Consider the following 20,876-nt stretch of genomic DNA (forward strand, 5'->3'; position numbering starts at 1 on the left):
GATACCTGTCTTGTACGAATTTCTGCCTCTTCACGTAGGATAGTAATAAACGAAACTATGGGAAATGAGGGGGAACATGTCTATATTTCAGCTTCATTCTAATGTCAATTACCCCATTGATTCTAGATATATCCACACTTGTGACTTGGAAATTCGTAATTTGAGCGTTCAAGACATGGATGTCCTTATTCAGGTGAATAATGATTTTGGTATTTTCCATTTGTCCCTGCATCATTTGAGCCCTAGCACTCAGCCGGGCTCTATCCTCGTTATTCCTGAGATCTATACGCATTTTAGCCCGTTTTCTTTCCTGCTTATTACGAACCTATTAACGACTAGTACAACCGCACTCACGCTCTTTGCCAAAAATAATGGAAACGTAATAGCCATTTTCACACAAAATGATTTCATAAAATTCGAATAAGAATCATAATTTAACAACGGGGATGGCGAAACGAATGAAGGTGCTCTTTATTTTTTATACGCCAAGCGGAGGCATGGAGACGCTCAATCGTCAAAGATCCAAAGCTCTGCGCCTAATTGGCATCGATTGTCATTTACTGTACTTGGAATATGGTGCGGGCTTGCAGAATTTGGAGAACCGCAATACCTATGTAATGACAGAAGATAAACAAATCAATAACCTGCTTGCGAGAGAGAAATTCGATGTTATCATCGTTACATCCAATTATAAACTTATCCCACGTCTTCGCCATATGGGTTTTGCGAAGCCGATTATCTTTGAAGCTCAAGGATTAGGCTCCATCTCTTCGGCTCGATATGCGCTATTAGAAGCTATTCCCTTTCTAACTGATTATGCCGATGCTCTTCTTTATCCTCAAACACCGCATCTCATTCAGATGTTTCAAGACCTGTATCCCACATTCCGGCACTTCTCCTTTAATAACTGCATTGACAGCTCTCAATTCTCGTATCAATCTTTGCCCCAACTTTCATATCCCGTTATTGGATGGGTAGGGCGTATCGAAGCTAATAAGAATTGGCGGGACCTCTTGGTTATCTTCAAGCATTTACTAGCCTTTCGATCCGATCTTAAGCTTTGGATGTTCGAGGATACGACGATGGGTGACGAGAAGCAGCAGTTTGAAAATACGCTTAGCCAATTAGGGATTTCTGCTCATATTGTACGCCACTCCAACGTTCCTAACCGACAAATGCGTGATTATCTCTCCATGATGGGGGATTCGGGAGGCTTCCTGCTTTCTACCTCTGTTACAGAGGGCTTCGGCTATGCCATGGTGGAAGCGATGTGCTGCCTTTGTCCCATTCTGTGCTCAGACTCAGATGGTGTAAGGAGCTTCTTAATTCCTCACGAGACCGGAAAGATGTATGCGCAAGGAAATGTAACAGAAGCTCTTCAACAGGGCATCTATTACTTCATCAATCCAGTTGGTCGAGATGCCATTCGTACGCAAGCAAGAAAGTATATTGAAACCCACTTTTCTCCAGATGCTTACTGCCGCAACTTCGTGTCCATGCTCAACCAGCTCGGCATTTCCTAAATAAGAAGGTGGTGCCTCGTGGCTTTTACAACGGGATTAATCATTAACCAAACAACATCAACAGGGCCCACTTTTGCCCAATCGGTTATCGTCGGTGTCATCAACGACAATCCCCAATTTACGGCTAACGTGGCACTGCTTGTTTTTCGTGTAATTGCCGGCAATATACGTTTACCTGCCGGCCAAGATTTGTTCAATCTCACACCTAACAAGATGTTCTTTAAGACGTACACGTTGGTCAACGCGATAGCTTATGAAGTCCAGATCGATTATTATAGTGCAACGAATGTGGCTCTCAGCGTCTTCGGTGTCGATCAAGCTGGGAATTTCGTTCAAAATCAACGTGTCTTGACACCTGAACTGACTCGGATTGATCAATTAAGCAGCGTAACTTAAAAGGGGGTTTATGTCTTGCCTGTTGTTAATATTACAGCAAACCTCCCGGGTGCCCATTTTGAGCCATCTATTGCCGTTAGCGTGCTGAATCCGAACATCATCAATGTGGTTGCGGCCGATACGACGACAGGTTCCACACAAATCGGAATATACCGGAGTATCGACGGTGGCGCTACCTTCACAACAGGGGTTTTACCTCTACCAGCAGGATTTGCCGGAGCTGAGGCCGACACGATAGATTATACATTACCTAACATATTTCTCGTTGGTATGCATGCATTTAACGGTAACCAAGACGGCAGCATCTACGTGTATCGTTCAACGGACGACGGTGCTACCTTCAGTCCCCCTATTCTCGTTGCTAGAGGATATGGGACTGTCGTCCATTATGATATCCCTTATTTGGCCGTCGACCGTTCCCCTTCCAGTCCGCACTTAGGATTTGCTTATCTCACCTATGTTCCCTTATTTGATTTCGAATTCGGAAACGGGAATATGGCTATCTTCTTCCAGAGGTCACTAGATACTGGGTTGACTTGGCAGGAGCCTATTCGGATCTCTCTTCCGTTTGGTTTGCAGAATCGAGCATCCACAGCTATAGGACTTACGGGAGAAGTCTATGTAGGGTGGATAAAGACTGGGCCGACAGAGCCTGTTTTCTTGATTCGGAGGTCCTTAGATGGCGGTGTTACTTTCCAACCTGATGTGAATCAACTTCCTGCGAAAGTATCCGATGTATCTATTGTCCCTGTCTTTCTGCCCGGTTACACGTTCCGTGTTCTTACGCTAGCGAGCTTAGGAACGGATATATCCGCGGGTGCCTTTGGAGGAAACGTTTATGCCACTTGGCAGGATAACCGGCAAGGATATTCCGATGTTTTCTTTTCTATATCGAAAGATGGCCTGCTGTGGTCGACACCGCTAAGTATTACGGGAGCGCCTGCCGGTTCTCAGAACTTTTTCCCCTTTGTAACGGTCTCTCCCTTCACCGGAAAGATTTTTGTCACCTATTATACCAATCGGGTGAACCCGCCTTTGCTAGATTTATTCGTAGCCGAATCGACAAGCGGCGGCGCTATCTTTCTGAATCGAAGAGTCACGCAAGTCTCGTTCGATCCAGATAGTCAACCCCTCATTGGCGACTATAATTGGGCTTCCGTTATCAAACCGCAAACGCTGGCAGCCGTTTGGACGGGGACCGTCGCACCAACGAACAAACTGGATGTTTTCTTCGGAACATAAAACAAGGCTGCCCATGTGGCAGCCTTTTCCTTATTTCACCCGATGTTAGCCAACGAAAGCCCGCTAAATACAATAGGTCCGATCACATTGGCCCGATTAGAAATGATAGCATTTGTGATCTCCGCCGCCAGTGTGTAAGAGAAATAACCTGGAGGTACATCCGTATCTACGAAACTGAAGGACACCTCATTGAATTGATTTTGTTGTAAGGAGCTTGCGTTTATGGTACCAATCAAAATGTTATTGCGAATGATGCTGTACAACACGTCTGGAGCACCTAAGGTGGTTTGCGTACCTACGGTGGCATTAATGAGTACCTGTCCATCTTGCTGCACCTGCACACCAAATTGCGCAAGGGTTAATAAGCTTGGAGAAGCTAGAATTGCCAATGTAATTGAATTAGAGAATGGATAGGGAACGCTTCTTCCGAAGTCAACAATCTGAAACATGTCCATCACACATCCTTTCGCCCTTACGTACTAAACATTTTTCCAAACCAGAAGTGCATCGATGGGGGGATGATCTTCACCAAAAGAAGCTCGAAATGAGATGTTGCGGGCATCATGGAAGTCTTTTAAGACAAGTACCTCATAACCCAGATCCGCAAACTCCTCCGGTTCCCAACCGCTGCGATGCGCTTGATACATCTCGCCTTTCAATTGAAAATGGTCGTAATCACTTTGTGGAAAAAAGCCTCTTGGGGTGAAAACAATGACCCTCTGGTCGGCAATTTGTTCGGCCCGCTTCAACATATCCAAGGCTTCATTCTTATTGAAATGCTCCAAGGTATCATTAAATAATACGATGGAAAGTGTTTTTGGCAAAAAGTATAGACTCATATCTCTAGCATCCATTTGCATCGGAATAATGTGAGCGGAGCGATTCACGCGATTCGTTAAATAAGGGCGGTGAACATCAATCCCTATAATGACTGGACATTCAAATTGATCCAAATTCAAACAAAGCCCACAGCCCACATCAAGAAGGCTGTAGCCCTGCTGATCAATTAACTCTTTCAACAAAGCAATCAAATCTCTATTATTTGTTTCCGTTATCATCCGTTAAACACTCCTTTCATTTAACTTATTATCGCAAAGTTGCCAGAAAACCTAGATCCGGTAATAAGTAATCAGCTGGAAGGGAGTTATATAATCGATTCCACGTAAAGTAATCGACACGAACATCAGGGTTAGAGAATTGCTTCTCAAACAAGCGATTATACAAATCACCCATAATCTCAACCGGTTCCGTCTCTGTTCCTCCTGGAAGATCATGAGAGGCTGTATGCTTAGGAGGATAGTTCTTTTTGGCAAGCTCATAAGTGTGAAGCATTCGTTCTACCATCGTATCCATAGACCAACGTCCCAATCCCCACTTATGGGCACTTTCCCCTAATTTCAAGCGGTAGGTTTCGTTATTCAATAAAGTAATCAGTTGATGTGCTAGGGCATCACTATTACCACTCGGAAACGTTATGCCCACACGGCCATGGTCGACCATCTCTGGCAGCCCCGCCGCATCCGATACAATAACAGGCAATCCTGCTACTTCTGCCTCCATCACAGAGAAAGGCTGATTCTCCTGAAGGCTGGCTAATACAAAAATATCAGACTGCCGAAGTAGAGAAGGAACATCATTTCTGCGTCCTAGAAATTGAACGTGCTGCTCTATCCCAAGGTCTCTGGCTAACTGCTGCAGCATCCAACTTTGCAGTCCATCCCCTACAATCCAACAAACCCAACCCTCTTGCAGTGCTTTGACTTTGGCTAAGGCGTGAAGCAGTACATGCACTCCTTTGATATGCTCAAGTCGGCATGTACAAATGATTACTTTCTTCCCAGCAGGACGATCAACCGGAGCTCCTTGCGCCATCTTTTGAAGGAAGCCAGGGATATCCATGCCGTATGGAAAAACCGAGATTTTATTGGACGGTGCTGAAAATTCTTTGACTAGAACATGCTTCAACCAGTCGGATGAGGTTACCGTGATGTCGCTTGCTCGCACACCGAATAATTCCATGGAAGAATAGTACTTCCAAATCACCGAATTCAGCACAGTTTCTCTGGGCGTATGAGTGGATAGATCAAGCAGCACTTCTCTAGCCGCACAACCATGAATGCTGGTGACTAGCGGGGTCGTTTTCGGTTTAACCCGACTCAGTGCGCGTGATGACAGGATATCCTGCGCATGAATGACGTCGTACTTATGCAAACCCAAATAAGCTGCCGACAGTTCCAGACAGTAACGATCAAATTCAGCATGAAGAATATATTCATTCTGATAAAGATGAGGTACGACATTTGGACTTAATTTGGCCCTCAACAGAGGCATGATTTTCTCTTTAAGAATCGCACGATAGTTATGGATGATATGGTAGCGGTCAATCCCGTTGCCCATGACATCGACCTCGTGCCCTAATGATTCGAGCTTTTGCTTAAGCTGCTCCGTGTAAGCCGACACACCGCCTACAAAGGGCAGCTGCCAGTACGTTGCAAGCAATATTCTCATTCGATTCCCTCATTTCTATCTTTACGTTAGTATATTCCCTGCTGCCGGGTTAGCCTGTGTGTATGACTCGTCATGAAAAATATGATGATGTCCAAACCTCCAGCCCCCTTTTTTCATACCATGTAGATATACACACCAAACTGTAAAAGTGAGGTAAATGAAGATGAACATCCTATTCGCGTTCTATATTCCTAGCGGTGGTGTGGAAACGTTGAATCGCCTGCGTTCTAACGCTCTGCAGAAACTCGGACATACGTGCCACTGCTTATATTTAAATGGTGGATCCGGTTTACAAAACTGTCATGACACACCGGTCTTTGTGACGAACAACGATATCGAAATCAAGCAATTGTTAGACAGCAACAGCTACGACGTCATTGTCGTGACTTCTGCTTACCGTTTATTGGCGAAGTTTCGGATTATGGGTTTTCGCGGAAAACTCATCTATGAAGTGCAAGGACTGGGGTCCTTTTCTCAGGCACGAACTACGCTAACGGAAGCCAACCACAATATACTTACCTATACGGACGGATTGCTTAATCCAAACACCCCGCATATCAAACAGTTGTTTAGCGAATTTTTCCCACAAGTTCCTCAATTTAATTTCAATAACTGTTTGGACATGGAAGCCTTTTACTATCGTCCGGGGCTTCCTCCTTCATCCCCCGTTGCCGCATGGGTCGGAAGGATTGAAGATAATAAAAACTGGAGTGAGTTTCTATATATCTGTGAGGAGATTATTCGACTATACGTTCCCAAACTGCGAATATGGATGTTCGAAGACCCCCTTTTATCCGAACCCGCAGAAAGAGCTAAATTTGAAGAATTAAAGAAACAACTGAAACTTACTGACCGTATTTTGAATCTGAAAAATATCCCCCATGACAAAATGCCAGAATACTTTTCCCTAATTGCCGATTCGGGCGGATTTTTATGCTGCACCTCCAAAGTAGAAGGGGCTCCTTATTCGGTTATAGAAGCTATGAGCTGCCGCTGTCCCGTCCTAACGACGGACTCCGATGGTGTAAGGAGCTCGATCTTGCACAATCAAACCGGGAAATATTACACGGCTGGTCATATCCGTGAAGCTGTCGATCAAGTTGTAGATCTGATGGATAATTTGGCTCTCAGATCTGCCATCTGTTTACAAGCAGAGCAGCATGTCAGAACCCAGTTCAGTCCAGAGAGCTATTGCGACAACTTTTTGAGCATGGTTCGTTCCCTATCAAGTTAGGGCGAATAAATTTAAATCTGCCAGACATATTCTTTCTACTAAAATAAGCGACCTTTCTCTCATGTTTACGGAGAAATGGTCGCTTTTATGAGAGACTTATGTCCAAGCAGCAAACGCTGCTTGGACATATCCTATTCTATATCAACTAAAAGGAGGTTTTTAAAGAATGACCATTTTTCTTGATGCAAGAACATCTCAGAATGCTAGTTTTAACAACTCTATTGCTGTTCCCATCCTTGCTATTAATACACCTGTCTTGGTTGGACAAGTAGGCTTAGAAACGGGTCTTGCTACCAGCCTAATTCGTGCACAATTCTCTGGAATTACAACGATCCAATTACCGCTTCTTCCGGTAGCTACTACTATTAATATTTCTGTTGTGAGAGGAACTCTACCAACAGATCCACAGGTTTTTGCTGTATCCGAGGCTCTCAACTTAGCTTTCGCCGGACCGCAAAGCATCGTATTTACGGGCTCGGATTACAATGTGCCTATTACACCTTTTCTAATTTACACCATGTTTGTTAGCGCCAGCGCACTTGGAACTGTTCGTGTAGGCCCCGAAAGCTTTAACGTAACGGCTTATGCTTAATTAAGAACCGAAGCTGGGAGCAAATAAGCGCGATAAACGCGCTTATTCTGAATCGCCCGAACAAATAAGGGGTAAGCTTTGCTTACCCCAATACATATATATTCTTAAAAAGGATAAGGGCATGATGCCCTCATCCTTTTTTGTTCCTTTATTTACGTTGGCTCTCCATCCAATTTTGCAGCAGCGGATTATATGTTTCACGTATATAACGAACTTCCTCTGCCATGCGGCTTTGGTGCCGGATCGTTCCGTTATCTCCATGCCAGCGAAAGAGCGTAAGCGAATCGTGCAGGTAATAGAAATCAAAGCCAGACAATACGACCCGCATCCACATTTCGTAATCCTGTGTATACAGCAAGCTCTCATTAAAATATCCCATTTGAGTGAACATCTCTTTCTTCGCCATAACCGTGCAGCCATGCACGGGAACACTCGCGAAAAACGCTTGATAAAACTCCCAAACTGTAGAAAAACAAGGACCCGCATACCTTTCTGTTGTTGTACTGTTAGCATCGATCAAATCGTAATTTGTGAAACTAACCCAGGCATCACGCGCCAACATAAAGGATAGCTGCCTTGCTATTTTATCGGGATGAAACAGATCGTCTGAACTCAACCACGCAATATACTTTCCTGTAGCATGGCGAATCCCGTGATTAAGTGCACTGGCGGTTCCGCCGTTTGCTTTGCCGAGATAACATATACGATCCATATAGGGAGCAACCTTATCGACATGCAGAGTTGAGCCGTCATCTACAAGAACGATTTCTACGTATCCGTACGTTTGATTCAACACACTTTGAATGGCTTGATCGACAAAAGGACAGTTATAAAAGGGAATGATCACGCTAACCACAGGTAACATAGCTTCACACCTCCCCCATCTGAGCAATAAGCGCCAGAAGCTGCGGCCTGTATCTCTCCTGGATGGCCGCTATTTCCATTTCAATCTCTGGCCAGTGCATCTTGGTCCCCATTGCCTCGTGCCAGCGGTATTTGGTGAGAGACTCATCTAGGAAATGAATGGGCACACCGTTCAAAATAAACCGAATCCACAAGTCATAATCGTGCGTATAGGGCAGTGTCTCATCGAAGTAACCCACTCGGTCAAACAAATCTTTCTGAATCATGACCGTACAACCATTGATAGGATCGTGCTTAAGCCAACACGTGATGAAATCACGATAATTCCGGAACCTCATCCCTGCAGAAAGGTTAAGAAACCGATGGTGCTCATCGATTTCATCGAACGACGTATAGCTGATAACAGCTTGATTCTTTTCCATAAACGCAAGCTGATTCTCTATTTTTTTCGGATAAAATAAATCGTCAGAGCTGAGCCAGACCACATACTTGCCGGTAGCTTTGCGTATGCCGTAATTTAGTGCGCTTGCTGTCCCGCCATTCGCTTTACCGAGGTAATAGACACGATCTAAATAGGGGGCAATTTTGTCTGCATGGATCGTGGATCCGTCATCGACAACGATAATCTCTATATGGGGATAGGTTTGGCCTAGCGCACTGGCAATCGCCTGATCGATATAAGAACAATTGTAAAACGGAATAACGATCGATACTTTAGGCCCTATAAGCTCTTCCTCTTTCAAGGCTTTAACCTCCAATCTCATGGACATACTGCAGCAGCCTAGCGTTGTATTTCGCCTGAATATGCGCTATTTCACCCTGGATAGCGGACCAATGTTTCTTGGTCCCCATCTCTCCATGCCACCTGTACATCGTTAATGGTGCCGCCAAATAATGAATCGGAACCCTTCCTAAGAGAACTCGAACCCATAAATCGTAATCGTGTGTATAAGGGTGTCCTTCGTCAAATAAACCAATATGGGAAAATAGCTCTTTATTGATCATCACGGTACAGCCATTTATGGGACAACAGTTGGTAAATGAATGAACAAACGCCGGGTACGTGGCAAAATGGGGGCCAACATGCCGTCCCGTTATATTGTTGTAAGCATCAATTTCATCAAAAGACGTGAAGCTGATGGCAGAGCCTTGGCTTAACATAAATTGGAGCTGTCTTTCGATTTTATCGGGATAAAACATGTCATCCGAACTGAGCCAGACCATATAGTGTCCTGTTGCCATACGGATCCCGTAATTCAGAGCACTCGCCGTTCCGCCATTCGGTTTCCCTAGGTAATGAATCCTTGTCAAGAACGGACGGATCTTATCCTGGTGCATCGTAGATCCGTCATCCACCACGATGATCTCGGTATTTGGATACGTCTGGCTAAGCGCACTTACAATCGACTGTTCGATATAGGGATCGTTATAAAAAGGGATCACGATCGAGACTTTCGGATACATGTTTTCACCTCTATTCATTTGCTGCTTCCTGGCGAAAATAAGTCAAGGCATCCCGTAAGGAATCCTCTAAAGGGATCGTCGGGTTCCATCCCAGTTGGCGGGTTAATGTCGCATCAATTGGAGTTGGAGGCGTATAAGCACTTATCTGCCCTGCGACGATTGGCACCTCTGTAAGGGCATGCTTCCGCAGCGCATCTGCAATTTGGCCAAGAGTTCGATTAATTCCCGAAGCAATTGGATAGGTCATACCGGTTACCCCGTGCTCCAATAAGCGGTCGTAAGCGAGCACAGCATCTCGAACATCCAAGTAATCACGTTCCTCCACAAGGGATGAAAGCTGAAAGGGTGTCGAGTTTTTACCGCTCTCCATCTGTGCTGCCCTGCGTGCAAGGAGTCCACATACGCCATTAGAAGGTCCTGGACCAATTAAATTCGAAGGTCTGGCAACCATGACCTGTTGCCCAAAAAGATGCGCCCAATCCAGCGCACCCCACGTTTGAAACGACTTGCTCATACTATAAGGATGCGGAGGTTTTTGCGTAGGCGATGGAACATAAGTGAGCATTGAGCCAACAACCACAATGCGGCACTCAGGCACACAGCGCAGCGCATCCAGCAAATATAAGGTAGACATCATATTGGTCACCATATAAGCGATCGGCTCCCGCCATGACTCACCCACCGCATTTCGGCCTGCAAGATGCAGCACATAGTCCGGTTTCAACTGAGCAACAAGTTCTTTCACTTGTTCATGTTTCGTTAAGTCACATATCCATGACTGTACGGAGCTTTCGGAGGATCGCTGAGATCTTGAAATAGCCGCAACCTGAAGTCCTTTTTGCACAAAATGCCGGCAGGCATGCTGCCCAGTAAAGCCGCTCGCGCCTGTGATCAGAATGGTTTTCAATAGGAACACATCCGGCGCTTCAATTCATGAAGCATATCCTCATACACCGGAACCTCATAGTGGAAATCTGTTCGGCTTTGCTTCAGTGTACGGTTCAGCTTAACCGTGTCATTGTTGTTAATCGTGACATCGTTCTTTTGAAAAACGAGCTGAAATAATTTGAGCAGCTCATACTTGCTGATGGGCTCTGGCGCTGTGATGTGGAGGAGCCCCGAAACTGGCTCCTCCTCGATAACATGGCGGATGCAATGAGCAAGCTCTAGCGTCGTCACCCCGTTCCAGAAAGCCTGGCTATATCCGCTGATCTCCCCGTGCTGCTGGAAAAACCAGTGCATTAAGCCAATGCCTTGGGTCCTAATTTCCGGTCCAATAATCGAAGTGCGTATGGTCAAGTGAGGGTGAGATATCACTTCACCTAAGGCCTTAGATTTGGCGTAAACAGAAGAGCCATCCGGTTCATCCTCCTCCGTATGTCCTCCTTTATCACCAGAGAATACGCAATCCGTACTGATATGAATCAGTTTCCCGCCTGCTTTATCCATTGCTTCCCGGATCCGGTGAGGGACTAATCCGTTAACCCAATAAGCCCGCTGAGGATTTTCTTGTGCGAATTGATTCAGAATACCCATACAATTAATTGCGATATGCGGAGAAACGGACTCAATTACTTTATCGAGCAGAACCGGATCTTCGGCATCCATATAAAGTCCCTCTGGATTTCCCTTATCTCTGGTCGTATAGTACACATGGTAGTCACTGCATGAGCGGAAATAGTCTACGAGCATACTTCCTAGCATCCCCTGTCCACCGAGGATGAGCAGCTTCCGTTTCATAGCAAGAACCCCCCTCGGATAAGCAGCGACTTAATCTCAGCTTTGCTCATTAAAGGCCCCTCCGAGCTAAAGCTTTCAAATGGCACCTTCGGATAATTCGCATAGTAATCACGCAGGCCCGGAATATCTATGGTCGGCAGGATGGCCAAATATTGTTTATCGTACGTTACGGTATAATGGCTTTCGAATTCGGAAAGCAAGATTTCATGAATTTTTTCACCAGGTCGAACGCCAAGCTCGATAACTTCCACATTCTTTTTACCCATTTCCTCCATTAAGACCTCAGCGAGATCCATAATTTTGCAAGTAGGCATCGTCATGACGAATATTTCGCCGCCTTTTCCTTCCTTCGCTCCCCGCAGCAACAAAGCGATGGCTTCCTCTTTCGTAAGAAAGAAGCGAGTCATTTCTTTATCCGTAATACCAATTTGATTTTTCTCACGAATTTGTTTCATGAACAGGTGAATGACACTGCCATTTGTGCCTAATACATTCCCGCCCCTTACACAAACGAACTTCGTATAATCACTCATTAAATTAGCGTAAACGATCAGCTTTTCACCAATGGCTTTGGTCATCCCATAGAAGTTGGAGGGATTAGCTGCTTTATCTGTGGATATATTGATCACTCTTTTGACTCTGTTCTCAATCGCTGCCTCAATCACGTTTTGTGTACCGATCACATTCGTTTTCAATGCTTCATAAGGCTGATCTTCACAAACGGGCACATGCTTGAGTGCCGCCAAGTGAAACAGGTAATCGACTTTCTCGCAAGCTTTCATCAAAGCTGCTTTATCTCTGACATCTCCGATGCAAAAGCTCAGTCTGGCATCCTCAAACGTCCGCTTCATTGCTACCTGTGTCGATTCATTACGGGAGAATACTATAATTTTCTTGGGATTTTCCCGAAGCAGCTGTTCTATGAGCTCATAACCCCATGACCCCGTCCCGCCAGTCACCAAGATTGTCGCGTTAGCAAACATTTTCTTTACCTCCTAATAAATATTGAACGACTTTCTGCGATACATTTGTATCCAAATAGCCATCCGGACAATGCCACCCTGCTGGAAAACTCACCATCACTTTAACCGCGTTCAATATTTGCTCAGCCCGGAGACCAGAAACCACATTGCTTCCGCAATCGACGGTTTCAGGCCGTTCTGTTGTTGTTCGAATCGTCACCGTTGGCACATGGAAAATGCAGCATTCCTCTTGAACGGTGCCGCTGTCAGTCAAGACACAGAAAGCATGCTTCTCCAGATGCACAAAGTCGAAAAATCCAAATGGCTCATGAAATTGAACCAGTGGATGCATCGTGACCATGCCATCCTTCTCGAGTCGTGATTTGGTACGGGGATGAATGCTGCAAATGACTTTATGTCCAAAGGTTTCAGCAACCAGATTAAGTCCTTTGAGAATTTGCTGGAGTCGTTCAGGATGATCCACATTTTCAGCACGATGCGTCGTAACCAGAAAGTAGGGCTCACCTTTCAAATCTAACTTTTCCAGAATGTCGCTTTGCTCAATGCGTGTCTCATAATGAGTCAGCACTTCATAAATAGGATTCCCTGTGACGATAATGCGATGACTTGGTACGCCCTCCCTTAGCAGATTGTCTCGGCTGTAACGGGTGTATGGCATATTAATGCTAGAAATCGCATCGATCACTTTTCGGTTCTTCTCTTCCGGTACAGCGAGATCGAAACAGCGGTTACCCGCTTCCATGTGAATCACGGGAATACCCATTCGCTCAGCAAGGATGCTGCTGAGTGCGCTGTTCGTGTCACCCAAAACAAGCACTTTATCCGGGCGTTCAAGGGTAAATATGCGTTCTAGCTCTGCGAAAAGGACCGAGAGCTGCCCTCCTAAGGTACGCTGCTGATTCTGCAGCATATAATCGGGTTGGCGCAGCCCCAGCTCCTCGAAAAACACGTCGCTAAGCGTAGAAGTGAAATTCTGTCCTGTGTGAATGAGCACATGTTGTTCAGCCAGCTCATCCAGCTTCTGAATAATGAGACTCAGCCGGATAATCTCGGGGCGAGTCCCCAAAACAGTCGCGATTTTCATCTTTTTCCTCCTACTTTCACGTTGCCTTTATGCCCTAGTTTCCGTTTTGCATTTGCCCTTTTCGCACGAAGGCTCTTCCGCCTGCGCACCCTCGTCGGCTTTTTCTTCGCGCTCGCCTTCCGAGCAGCTGCTTTTCGTTTGCGCGCTTTGATTCCGCCCTTGGCAAACCTGTTTGTACCTTTTCTAAGCTTTGTTCCTTGTTTTAGCTTTTTTCGACTTTTCAACTTTTTCCTTATGATCAGCTTAGCTTTCCGCTTGCTTCTTAGCTTCTTTTTCGCCTTCTCCTCCCCGCCAACAATAGGCAGACCAAGCGTATAAGTCGCTATAACGCTCTCTGGCAGTAAGACAACTTGTGATGGGCGGTACCCATGCCCCCGAAGCGCTCCTTCTGAGGCAAATGGGTACCTCACCCCATGCTGTATGAGGTAGACTGTTGCTCCCTGTCCTTTCGCTACATAGATGGCTGGGGCATATTTCAAAAAAGGCTCCATGGCCCGAATCGGAATGCCTGTCGGAATCATCGCGAGCTGTTGATCGCCTACGATCCCAACTCGGTGCCAATCATATTTATAGAAGTGGAAATCCTTACCCGTATAAATATGGCGTTTCATACCTTGCTCAATGAGAAATACCGTATGTGAGGATTCGCCTTTTAGCAGCAAATAATCGGGAAATCTAGGTGCACGCTGCTTCTCTAGCGATCTTGCTTCCAAGTGAGGCGAAAGAAGAGAAAGAAATTGTCCCAATCGGGAACGGTAAGCATCAATTCCAAATACTTGATGAATCGTTTGACTATTCCGACTGCCTATTTCCTGACGGAGTCGGTGATCCGATAGTAGATACTGAACCTTGCTTGTGAGATCCTGAACATCTCCTTTTTGTGCCAGAAGGTGTTCGTTTCCCGTAGAAGTCAATATTTCGATCAATCCGCCAGAGCGGTAGGCAACAACGGGTTTACCAAAGATTAGACCTTCCAGTGCAGTTAATCCAAAGCCCTCATTTAATAGACTAGGGACAACAACGACATCCATTGCAGGGTAAACCGATTGAATATCAGGCTCAAAAGAGAGGACGGAGAATTGAGATGAATAGCCGGAATGCAAGATCATTTTTAAACAGGAATCCGTATAAATGGGGTCAGTTGGCTTACCTGTAATCATAAAATGGGCCATAGGATTCGTTTCGCAAATGCATATTCCCATCTGAATAAAATGGTCCAACCCTTTATTCGCATAGATGTCCGAAGAAATGTAACCAATGACAGGACGTTCATCATGGATGCCGATTTCTGCACGTTTGTTTTGTCTTTTAATCGGCCATTGGCTAGGGTCATAATGCTCTGTATGCCATGAAGGAGGAAGTACGAACATTTTATGATCACGCACAAATCCTTGAAGCGGCTGCAGCGTTGCATCGGATATGCCCACGATCCAGTCCGCATATTGATCCATAAGTCTTGCACTGAGAGGCGTGAATTCATTCATTTGAATGGTCTCCGCCACAATCCATGTGACAGGAATCCCTAATTTCTTAGCAGCTGCTGCCGGTGCAAGGTTGACGCAAGTATTCGTGATAACAAGGTCCGGTTCGTGGATGAGAAGAAGGTCAAGTAAACTGGGCATTTCGGAATGGACAAGCAGGTCCTGTAACAGTTGAGGTATTGCGGCTGTTGGATGATACATGTCATATAAAAGAGGGAACGATTGAACGACAGTTTCAATGCCATGGCGTCTAGCCTCTGCAGCTAAAAGCCCTTCTTTCGGTACCACCAATGTACAGGCATAATGACGTCCCAGTTCCAAAGTCACAAAGAGCAGCATTTTTTCCGCCCCGGTAATATGATCTGGATTGCAGAAATGGGAAAATAATAGGGCTCTCGGTTTTTGTGGAGTCGACATGTGTAACATACCCGTTACGACAACCAGGTATGGAATTCACCTCCTTTTTTCAATACACTGACGATTGTTCATGGGCTAAACCACCGGCTGCTCTTGCTCCAAAGCATATCCTTGCGCAAAGCCAATGTTGTAGCCCTCATTGTAGGCTTTATCGAAGGCCTTATTGTATGCACGGATCTCCTGCGTTTTCCTGCGTTTCTTGATCGATTTACGTCTTAGTTTATGTCTGGCCGATTTCACCAGGCGATTGGGGCGAAGTTTTTTTTTGACAATCAGCTTCTTCTTTAAGCGAGATTTAGTCTGCTCAGCGGGCTTCTTTTTTCGAATATTTATCTTAAGCCTAAGCTTTCGAAGCTTTATCTTTTTGACCAATGCCTTGCACCTCAACTTTCTTACCATTAGGACTATGGATCTCATCCTTTTGTCCAAAAATAATCGCGAGCATGTTAGACAGCCTATTCGCATAGGTGTGATCTCGCATCGTACGATACAATCCTCGCAGAGCTATTTGTTTACGCTCCTCTTCATGCGTCAAGTAATAGTTCATTTTCTCCATCAGCTCTTCTGGTGAAGCATAGGTCACAATATCGTAATCCGGTGTATATAAATTAACCAGGTCATCACGTATATCAGTTATTTGAAGCGTGCCGCAGCCAGAAATCTCAAAGGTTCGCGGATTAGGTGAAGCCCCTAATATGCCTCGGCTATTATTGTTATAAGCCTGATCATCGTGGGCTCTATGCATATTAATGACCAGTTTGGCTCTGTTATAGGCATCCGCTGTATGCTCCGGATGCATCCAAGTATTAAGCTGAATTTGTGAGGCCAGCAGCTTAAATTGCTTCAGACGCTCCCACCAATTGCCAGAGATGAAGATCCGTTTGTTCGCTAAATAGGGAGCAAGCTTATCGAACATCGCCACCCTATTCCAATAGGCTGATCCAATAAAACAAATATCTAACTGTTTTCTTATACGAGCAGGCTTTGGCCGAAACATTTCCGGATAAAATGCGAGGGGTAAGTAATGAACCTGGGCACAACCCATTTCCTGATATAAAGAAACGCAATTCACTTCCAACGTGAACATGAAATCATAGTGGGGCGCATAAGAGGCCGTATGGTCCGTGTAGTAAGGGTCATCAGTAAGCCATACGGCTGTGCGGATGCCCATACTACGAATGCGATCTACCACATCTAGAGATAAATTCATCCCATCTAGAATGATCATCAGATTAGGTTGATAGACTGCAGCAAGCGTTTCAAGGTTTGCCTCCGGGCTCCCGATGCGGATCTGATCGTCATCGCAGTTTCCTATAATCAATTCGCGGACCAAAGGACGCAAGCTGCCAATGATCGCATGATCCAAAGGCACATAAGGATAGCCTTTTCCCGACGTAACGTACAACACGCGCACATCCCATACGGGATTTGGTGTCCGATCCCGAATCGCTTTTTGAATAACGGCCTCACATTGACCCAACCGGACTCCATTGGTATAGCCCACTTCATAACCGTCCTTATATCCCCGTTTCCTGGCACGGTGATTATTGACCGAGGCCATTTTTTCCACTCCTTCCTAGGCAAATACAATTTCCATCAGCTTTACTAATCGACACGCAAACGTATGTTCGTTTACCGTTCTTCGCAAGCCTCTTAACGCAATTCGCAGCCTATCCTCTTCATGATTCAAGTAATGCTTCATCTTCTTGATAAGCTCAGCCGAATTAAGAAAGGTCTCGATATCTTGACCTGGTGTGTAATATAGGTCCAAGTCGTGACGGTAGTCCGTTATTTGCAGCGTACCGCATGCAGCAATCTCATACGTTCTAGGATTAATCGAATGACCAGGAATGTTCCTGCTATTTTTGTTGTACGTTTTGTGAGAGGTTAGGCGATGTACGTTAATGACAATTTTAGCGCCGCTATAATATTTAACAGACTCCTCGATAGGAACCCAATGCAGCTTAATCCCTTGCTTTAAGAGTTCATACTGACTTAACTGGTCCCATAAAGCACCGGCCAGCAGCACCTTTTTATTCACTAAGAAGGGCGTTAACTGGTTGAATAAGTCGATCCGGTTGGGAAAGCCGTTTCCAATGAAGCAAATATCGCTGCAATACGCGGGATCAACCTGTAAGGGTCTAAATACCGTCGTATTGACCGCTAAGGGTAAGTAATGGACCTGCCTGCAACCAACTTCCCGATAAAACGCTACACAGCTCATTTCATGGGTAAACACGTAATCATAGTGCGGAGCAAGAGAGGCCGTAAGATCGGTAAAATAGGGATCATCAGCAAACCAAATCGCTGTTCGTATGCCCATTTGTCTAACTTGATCGACATGGTCCGTATGATCAGCCGGAAAGACATGGAGACCATTCATGACTAGAACGAGGTTCGGTTTATGCTCTCTCGCCAAACGAAGCAGATCCGCAGCAGTTCCGACAATCACTTCTCGAACCGTTTCATTTAGCCCTTGAATAATCCCTTGATCGATCGCATCGAAGCCTTGAACAATAAATAACACTCTTGCTTCTCTGAGCGGTATAAGGGCAGGGGTTACCGTATCAAGAACAGACTTGCACCTCCCCATCCGGAGTCCTTGCTCAAGCCCTGCTCGGAATCCTCGTTTTCTTCCCATTTCCGAACTGGCAGCATCCCTCTTACTCATATCACACCTTCTTATCTATTACGGCTGGATAATCATGGTCAACTTGCAGAAAAAAGTTCAAAGCCGATTTCCAATCTCTCATGGGGGTAAACCCATTGTCTGAAATCGCTTTGTGATTAAAGGCCGAATACATCGGTCTTACAGCGGGCATTGGAAATAGATCCGAAGGAACAGGAATTAACGGAACATGCTCCATTTGCATTACTTTCAAAATGTGTATGGCGAATTCATATCTGGAGCAAACCCCTTGATTCGAAGCGTGATAGATCCCGTACCTGTCCGTTTCAATGAGTTCTCTAAGAAAGATCGCCAGATCTAAGCAATAAGTAGGCGAACCGAATTGATCATCCACGATAGAAAGCGGTTCTCCTGATCTAGCCTTTTCTAATACCTTGGTAACAAAGTTAGCTCCCTTGGTTCCGTATAACCAGGAAGTTCGTACGACAAAATGCTTCGAGCAGGTCATTCTGACGAATTTCTCTCCAAGAAGCTTGGAATGGCCATACACATTGTTTGGATTGGTGATATCCCGTTCATCGTAAGGTGTTCCCTTCGTACCATCGAACACATAGTCGGTACTGACATAGACAAGCTTAGCTCCTATTTGTTCGCAGGCCTTGGCTATATGCAGGGGACCGAGCGCATTCACTTGATAAGCAAGCTCCGTCTCCACTTCCGCCTTATCTACGTTCGTGTAAGCAGCCGCATGAATCACAACATCAGGGTGTTCCTGAAGAAGAATATCCATGACTCTCTTCTCATCACTGACGTCTAATTGGTCTCTTCGCCAAGCTGTTATATCATGAACAGGTCGAAAAACGCGGTTGAGATCATACCCTAGCTGTCCTCCGGCACCGGTAATTAATATTTTCATGTGAGACCAGCTTCCTTAACTTGACGATAAGATCCGTTTGCAATACTTGCAAACCACTCGTTTTCCTGCACGTACCAATCAATCGTTTTTTTGAGTCCCGTTTCAAATGAATAGGACGGTTCCCAACCTAGCTGACAACGAATTTTAGTACTATCAATCGCATATCGCCAATCATGTCCAAGTCGATCCGCTACGAATTGGATCAAATCCTCTGATTTGTTTAGCTCTTTCAATATGCTCTTTACGACATTCAGATTGGAGCGTTCGTTTTGTCCGCCGATATTGTAAACCTCCCCAGGGACACCATCCATGATCACCCGCTCAATCGCGCTGCAATGATCATCCACATACAACCAATCTCGTATATTCCTGCCATCGCCGTAGATCGGAATAGACTCATTGCGAAGGGCACGGGTAATCGTCATCGGAATGAGCTTTTCAGGAAACTGCCTTGGACCATAGTTATTAGAACAGCGAGTAATCACAGCCGGAAAACCGTAGGTTTCATAGTAGGCTCTAACTAGCAGATCTGAACCAGCCTTACTTGCGGAATAAGGAGAATTAGGGGCTAGCGGCGTCGTTTCAGTGAAAGCACCTTCCTCACCTAGTGATCCGTAAACTTCATCCGTCGAAATATGAATAAATTTCTTGACTTGGTGCTTCCTTGCCGCCTCCAATAAGCACTGCGTTCCCACTACATTCGTAACCACGAAACCGCGCGGGCTATGGATGCTTCGATCTACATGGGATTCGGCTGCAAAATGTACAACCACATCGACCCCTCGCTTCATTAGCTCGTTCATGAAGGCTTCATTTCCAATATCGCCGTATACAAACTGATAACCAACTTGCCCTTCTAATGCAGCGACGTTGTCCTTATTTCCCGCATAAGTAAGTAAATCTACATTTATCATATGATCTTGCGGATGCTGCTTTTTCCAGTAATGAATAAAATTACTTCCAATAAATCCCATGCCGCCAGTTACTAAAATCACTGCCATTAGCTATCCCCCATTCTGATAAAAAGTGTGGCTTGAAAGAGAGATTCATGTGTCCCGGCATCAATCCACCATCCTGTAAAGAACCCATGAGTAAGTGTGCCAGCAGCTGCGTACACATTGTTCACATCGGTGATTTCTAACTCGCCTCTTTTGGAAGGCCTTTGTTTTTTTATAATGTTAAACACTGTAGAATCAAATAAATAAATACCCGTAACCGCATAAGATGAGCTCGGATGATCCGGCTTTTCTTCAATCTGTTCAATGATGCCATCCTTCATCTTTGCAACACCATATCTTCTAGGATCATCCACTTTCTTTAGAATGACCATCGCTCCCTCTTCCTGCTTCTCGAAGGTGTTGATAATCGGAACTAATGATTCTTCAAACAGATTATCACCAAGCAGAACGACGAATTTCTCTCCTTCCGGCACGAACTCCTCCGCAAGCGCCAATGCCTGAGCGATCCCGCCGGCTTTCTCTTGAAGTTTGTAAGTAAGACGGACACCAAACGTTTCACCGCTGCCCAAGTACTCTACATACAAACCTGCCGATTGTTTCCCCGTTATTAATAAAATATCTTGAATGCCAGCTTTGCTTAATTTCTCGATGGCATATTGAATCATGGGCAATTCACCGACTGGAAGTAAATGTTTATTGATGATGTTCGTTAGAGGACGCAAGCGGCTTCCTGTTCCTCCCGCCAGTACAACACCCTTCACAAGACATACCCCTCTCCAAGCGTTATAATATGCGTAGTCACATCCACTTCTTTAATCATATGCTTTCGTGATATATGGAAATT

The 20,876-nt window shown here is 45.3% G+C and carries 23 protein-coding genes; 6 read left to right on the forward strand and 17 right to left on the reverse strand.

Annotation, left to right across the window (positions count from 1 at the left end):
- Window positions 1–76: 76 nt before the first annotated feature.
- Genes AC58U0_RS13205 through AC58U0_RS13220 form a run of 4 tightly spaced genes read left to right on the forward strand, consistent with a single transcriptional unit; the run spans window position 77 to window position 3,161 of the window.
- Complete coding sequence (locus tag AC58U0_RS13205; RefSeq protein ID WP_497379449.1) at window positions 77–424, forward strand: hypothetical protein; 348 nt, start codon at window positions 77–79, stop codon at window positions 422–424.
- Window positions 425–458: 34 nt separating this feature from the next.
- The gene (locus AC58U0_RS13210) at window positions 459–1,523 is read left to right on the forward strand and encodes a glycosyltransferase family 4 protein (protein ID WP_497379450.1); all 1,065 of its coding nucleotides are present in this window, start codon (window positions 459–461) and stop codon (window positions 1,521–1,523) included.
- 18 nt (window positions 1,524–1,541) lie between these two features.
- Window positions 1,542–1,919 (forward strand): hypothetical protein, encoded by a 378-nt coding sequence (locus AC58U0_RS13215; RefSeq protein WP_497379451.1) that lies wholly within the window; start codon window positions 1,542–1,544, stop codon window positions 1,917–1,919.
- Window positions 1,920–1,934: 15 nt separating this feature from the next.
- Window positions 1,935–3,161, forward strand: a complete 1,227-nt coding sequence (locus AC58U0_RS13220) for a sialidase family protein (protein ID WP_497379452.1) — start codon at window positions 1,935–1,937, stop codon at window positions 3,159–3,161.
- 35 nt (window positions 3,162–3,196) lie between these two features.
- Here AC58U0_RS13220 and AC58U0_RS13225 read toward each other — a convergent pair whose 3' ends face one another.
- From AC58U0_RS13225 to AC58U0_RS13235, 3 genes are read right to left on the reverse strand one after another with little or no spacing between them, the layout of a single operon-like run.
- Window positions 3,197–3,610, reverse strand: a complete 414-nt coding sequence (locus AC58U0_RS13225) for a hypothetical protein (protein WP_497379453.1) — start codon at window positions 3,608–3,610, stop codon at window positions 3,197–3,199.
- A 30-nt stretch (window positions 3,611–3,640) separates the two neighbouring features.
- On the reverse strand, window positions 3,641–4,219 hold the full coding sequence (locus tag AC58U0_RS13230; RefSeq protein WP_497379454.1) for a methyltransferase domain-containing protein: 579 nt from the start codon (window positions 4,217–4,219) through the stop codon (window positions 3,641–3,643).
- 28 nt (window positions 4,220–4,247) lie between these two features.
- Window positions 4,248–5,669 carry a glycosyltransferase family 4 protein gene (locus AC58U0_RS13235; protein ID WP_497379455.1) on the reverse strand — a complete coding sequence of 474 codons (1,422 nt, stop codon included), beginning with the start codon at window positions 5,667–5,669 and terminating at the stop codon, window positions 4,248–4,250.
- A 163-nt stretch (window positions 5,670–5,832) separates the two neighbouring features.
- Between AC58U0_RS13235 and AC58U0_RS13240 the strand changes: the two genes are divergently transcribed.
- Window positions 5,833–6,903, forward strand: coding sequence for a glycosyltransferase family 4 protein (locus AC58U0_RS13240; RefSeq protein WP_497379456.1), 1,071 nt, complete (start codon window positions 5,833–5,835; stop codon window positions 6,901–6,903).
- 166 nt (window positions 6,904–7,069) lie between these two features.
- Window positions 7,070–7,495, forward strand: coding sequence for a hypothetical protein (locus AC58U0_RS13245; protein WP_497379457.1), 426 nt, complete (start codon window positions 7,070–7,072; stop codon window positions 7,493–7,495).
- A 148-nt stretch (window positions 7,496–7,643) separates the two neighbouring features.
- Here AC58U0_RS13245 and AC58U0_RS13250 read toward each other — a convergent pair whose 3' ends face one another.
- From AC58U0_RS13250 to AC58U0_RS13315, 14 genes are all read right to left on the reverse strand, one after another.
- Window positions 7,644–8,360 (reverse strand): glycosyltransferase, encoded by a 717-nt coding sequence (locus tag AC58U0_RS13250; protein WP_497379458.1) that lies wholly within the window; start codon window positions 8,358–8,360, stop codon window positions 7,644–7,646.
- Window positions 8,361–8,364: 4 nt separating this feature from the next.
- Window positions 8,365–9,084, reverse strand: a complete 720-nt coding sequence (locus AC58U0_RS13255) for a glycosyltransferase family 2 protein (protein ID WP_497379499.1) — start codon at window positions 9,082–9,084, stop codon at window positions 8,365–8,367.
- 22 nt (window positions 9,085–9,106) lie between these two features.
- Complete coding sequence (locus AC58U0_RS13260) at window positions 9,107–9,841, reverse strand: glycosyltransferase family 2 protein (RefSeq protein WP_497379459.1); 735 nt, start codon at window positions 9,839–9,841, stop codon at window positions 9,107–9,109.
- A complete protein-coding gene (locus AC58U0_RS13265; RefSeq protein WP_497379460.1) occupies window positions 9,834–10,739 on the reverse strand; it encodes an NAD-dependent epimerase/dehydratase family protein in 906 nt (301 codons plus the stop codon). Before AC58U0_RS13265 ends, AC58U0_RS13260 begins: the two co-directional genes overlap by 8 nt.
- The gene (locus AC58U0_RS13270) at window positions 10,727–11,563 is read right to left on the reverse strand and encodes a dTDP-4-dehydrorhamnose reductase family protein (RefSeq protein ID WP_497379461.1); all 837 of its coding nucleotides are present in this window, start codon (window positions 11,561–11,563) and stop codon (window positions 10,727–10,729) included. Before AC58U0_RS13270 ends, AC58U0_RS13265 begins: the two co-directional genes overlap by 13 nt.
- Entirely contained in the window at window positions 11,560–12,546 is a 987-nt protein-coding gene (locus AC58U0_RS13275; RefSeq protein WP_497379462.1) for an SDR family NAD(P)-dependent oxidoreductase, read from the reverse strand. The genes AC58U0_RS13270 and AC58U0_RS13275 overlap by 4 nt, the downstream gene beginning before the upstream one ends.
- Entirely contained in the window at window positions 12,536–13,630 is a 1,095-nt protein-coding gene (wecB, locus tag AC58U0_RS13280; protein WP_497379463.1) for a non-hydrolyzing UDP-N-acetylglucosamine 2-epimerase, read from the reverse strand. Before wecB ends, AC58U0_RS13275 begins: the two co-directional genes overlap by 11 nt.
- Window positions 13,627–15,528 (reverse strand): glycosyltransferase family 4 protein, encoded by a 1,902-nt coding sequence (locus AC58U0_RS13285; RefSeq protein WP_497379464.1) that lies wholly within the window; start codon window positions 15,526–15,528, stop codon window positions 13,627–13,629. The genes wecB and AC58U0_RS13285 overlap by 4 nt, the downstream gene beginning before the upstream one ends.
- 75 nt (window positions 15,529–15,603) lie before the next feature.
- On the reverse strand, window positions 15,604–15,900 hold the full coding sequence (locus tag AC58U0_RS13290; protein ID WP_497379465.1) for a hypothetical protein: 297 nt from the start codon (window positions 15,898–15,900) through the stop codon (window positions 15,604–15,606).
- Window positions 15,869–17,089, reverse strand: a complete 1,221-nt coding sequence (locus tag AC58U0_RS13295) for a CgeB family protein (protein WP_497379466.1) — start codon at window positions 17,087–17,089, stop codon at window positions 15,869–15,871. Before AC58U0_RS13295 ends, AC58U0_RS13290 begins: the two co-directional genes overlap by 32 nt.
- A gap of 15 nt (window positions 17,090–17,104) precedes the next feature.
- Window positions 17,105–18,199 carry a CgeB family protein gene (locus AC58U0_RS13300; RefSeq protein WP_497379467.1) on the reverse strand — a complete coding sequence of 365 codons (1,095 nt, stop codon included), beginning with the start codon at window positions 18,197–18,199 and terminating at the stop codon, window positions 17,105–17,107.
- A gap of 1 nt (window position 18,200) precedes the next feature.
- The gene (gene rfbD, locus AC58U0_RS13305) at window positions 18,201–19,073 is read right to left on the reverse strand and encodes a dTDP-4-dehydrorhamnose reductase (protein ID WP_497379468.1); all 873 of its coding nucleotides are present in this window, start codon (window positions 19,071–19,073) and stop codon (window positions 18,201–18,203) included.
- Complete coding sequence (gene rfbB, locus AC58U0_RS13310) at window positions 19,070–20,074, reverse strand: dTDP-glucose 4,6-dehydratase (protein WP_497379469.1); 1,005 nt, start codon at window positions 20,072–20,074, stop codon at window positions 19,070–19,072. Before rfbB ends, rfbD begins: the two co-directional genes overlap by 4 nt.
- On the reverse strand, window positions 20,074–20,793 hold the full coding sequence (locus AC58U0_RS13315; protein WP_497379470.1) for a sugar phosphate nucleotidyltransferase: 720 nt from the start codon (window positions 20,791–20,793) through the stop codon (window positions 20,074–20,076). Before AC58U0_RS13315 ends, rfbB begins: the two co-directional genes overlap by 1 nt.
- Window positions 20,794–20,876: the final 83 nt, after the last annotated feature.

This window comes from Paenibacillus sp. J31P190 (genome assembly GCF_059692075.1).

Excerpts from the sequence above, each read along its gene's own strand:
- AC58U0_RS13205 (WP_497379449.1), top strand. The coding sequence starts at position 77 with ATGTCTATATTTCAGCTTCATTCTAATGTCAATTACCCCATTGATTCT.
- rfbB (WP_497379469.1), bottom strand. The coding sequence starts at position 20,074 with ATGGCAGTGATTTTAGTAACTGGCGGCATGGGATTTATTGGAAGTAAT.
- AC58U0_RS13285 (WP_497379464.1), bottom strand. The coding sequence starts at position 15,528 with ATGTCGACTCCACAAAAACCGAGAGCCCTATTATTTTCCCATTTCTGC.
- AC58U0_RS13275 (WP_497379462.1), bottom strand. The coding sequence starts at position 12,546 with ATGTTTGCTAACGCGACAATCTTGGTGACTGGCGGGACGGGGTCATGG.
- AC58U0_RS13300 (WP_497379467.1), bottom strand. The coding sequence starts at position 18,199 with ATGAGTAAGAGGGATGCTGCCAGTTCGGAAATGGGAAGAAAACGAGGA.
- AC58U0_RS13225 (WP_497379453.1), bottom strand. The coding sequence starts at position 3,610 with ATGTTTCAGATTGTTGACTTCGGAAGAAGCGTTCCCTATCCATTCTCT.
- AC58U0_RS13210 (WP_497379450.1), top strand. The coding sequence starts at position 459 with ATGAAGGTGCTCTTTATTTTTTATACGCCAAGCGGAGGCATGGAGACG.
- AC58U0_RS13235 (WP_497379455.1), bottom strand. The coding sequence starts at position 5,669 with ATGAGAATATTGCTTGCAACGTACTGGCAGCTGCCCTTTGTAGGCGGT.
- AC58U0_RS13260 (WP_497379459.1), bottom strand. The coding sequence starts at position 9,841 with ATGAATAGAGGTGAAAACATGTATCCGAAAGTCTCGATCGTGATCCCT.
- AC58U0_RS13230 (WP_497379454.1), bottom strand. The coding sequence starts at position 4,219 with ATGATAACGGAAACAAATAATAGAGATTTGATTGCTTTGTTGAAAGAG.
- rfbD (WP_497379468.1), bottom strand. The coding sequence starts at position 19,073 with ATGAAAATATTAATTACCGGTGCCGGAGGACAGCTAGGGTATGATCTC.
- AC58U0_RS13270 (WP_497379461.1), bottom strand. The coding sequence starts at position 11,563 with ATGAAACGGAAGCTGCTCATCCTCGGTGGACAGGGGATGCTAGGAAGT.
- AC58U0_RS13245 (WP_497379457.1), top strand. The coding sequence starts at position 7,070 with ATGACCATTTTTCTTGATGCAAGAACATCTCAGAATGCTAGTTTTAAC.
- wecB (WP_497379463.1), bottom strand. The coding sequence starts at position 13,630 with ATGAAAATCGCGACTGTTTTGGGGACTCGCCCCGAGATTATCCGGCTG.
- AC58U0_RS13250 (WP_497379458.1), bottom strand. The coding sequence starts at position 8,360 with ATGTTACCTGTGGTTAGCGTGATCATTCCCTTTTATAACTGTCCTTTT.
- AC58U0_RS13240 (WP_497379456.1), top strand. The coding sequence starts at position 5,833 with ATGAACATCCTATTCGCGTTCTATATTCCTAGCGGTGGTGTGGAAACG.
- AC58U0_RS13295 (WP_497379466.1), bottom strand. The coding sequence starts at position 17,089 with ATGGCCTCGGTCAATAATCACCGTGCCAGGAAACGGGGATATAAGGAC.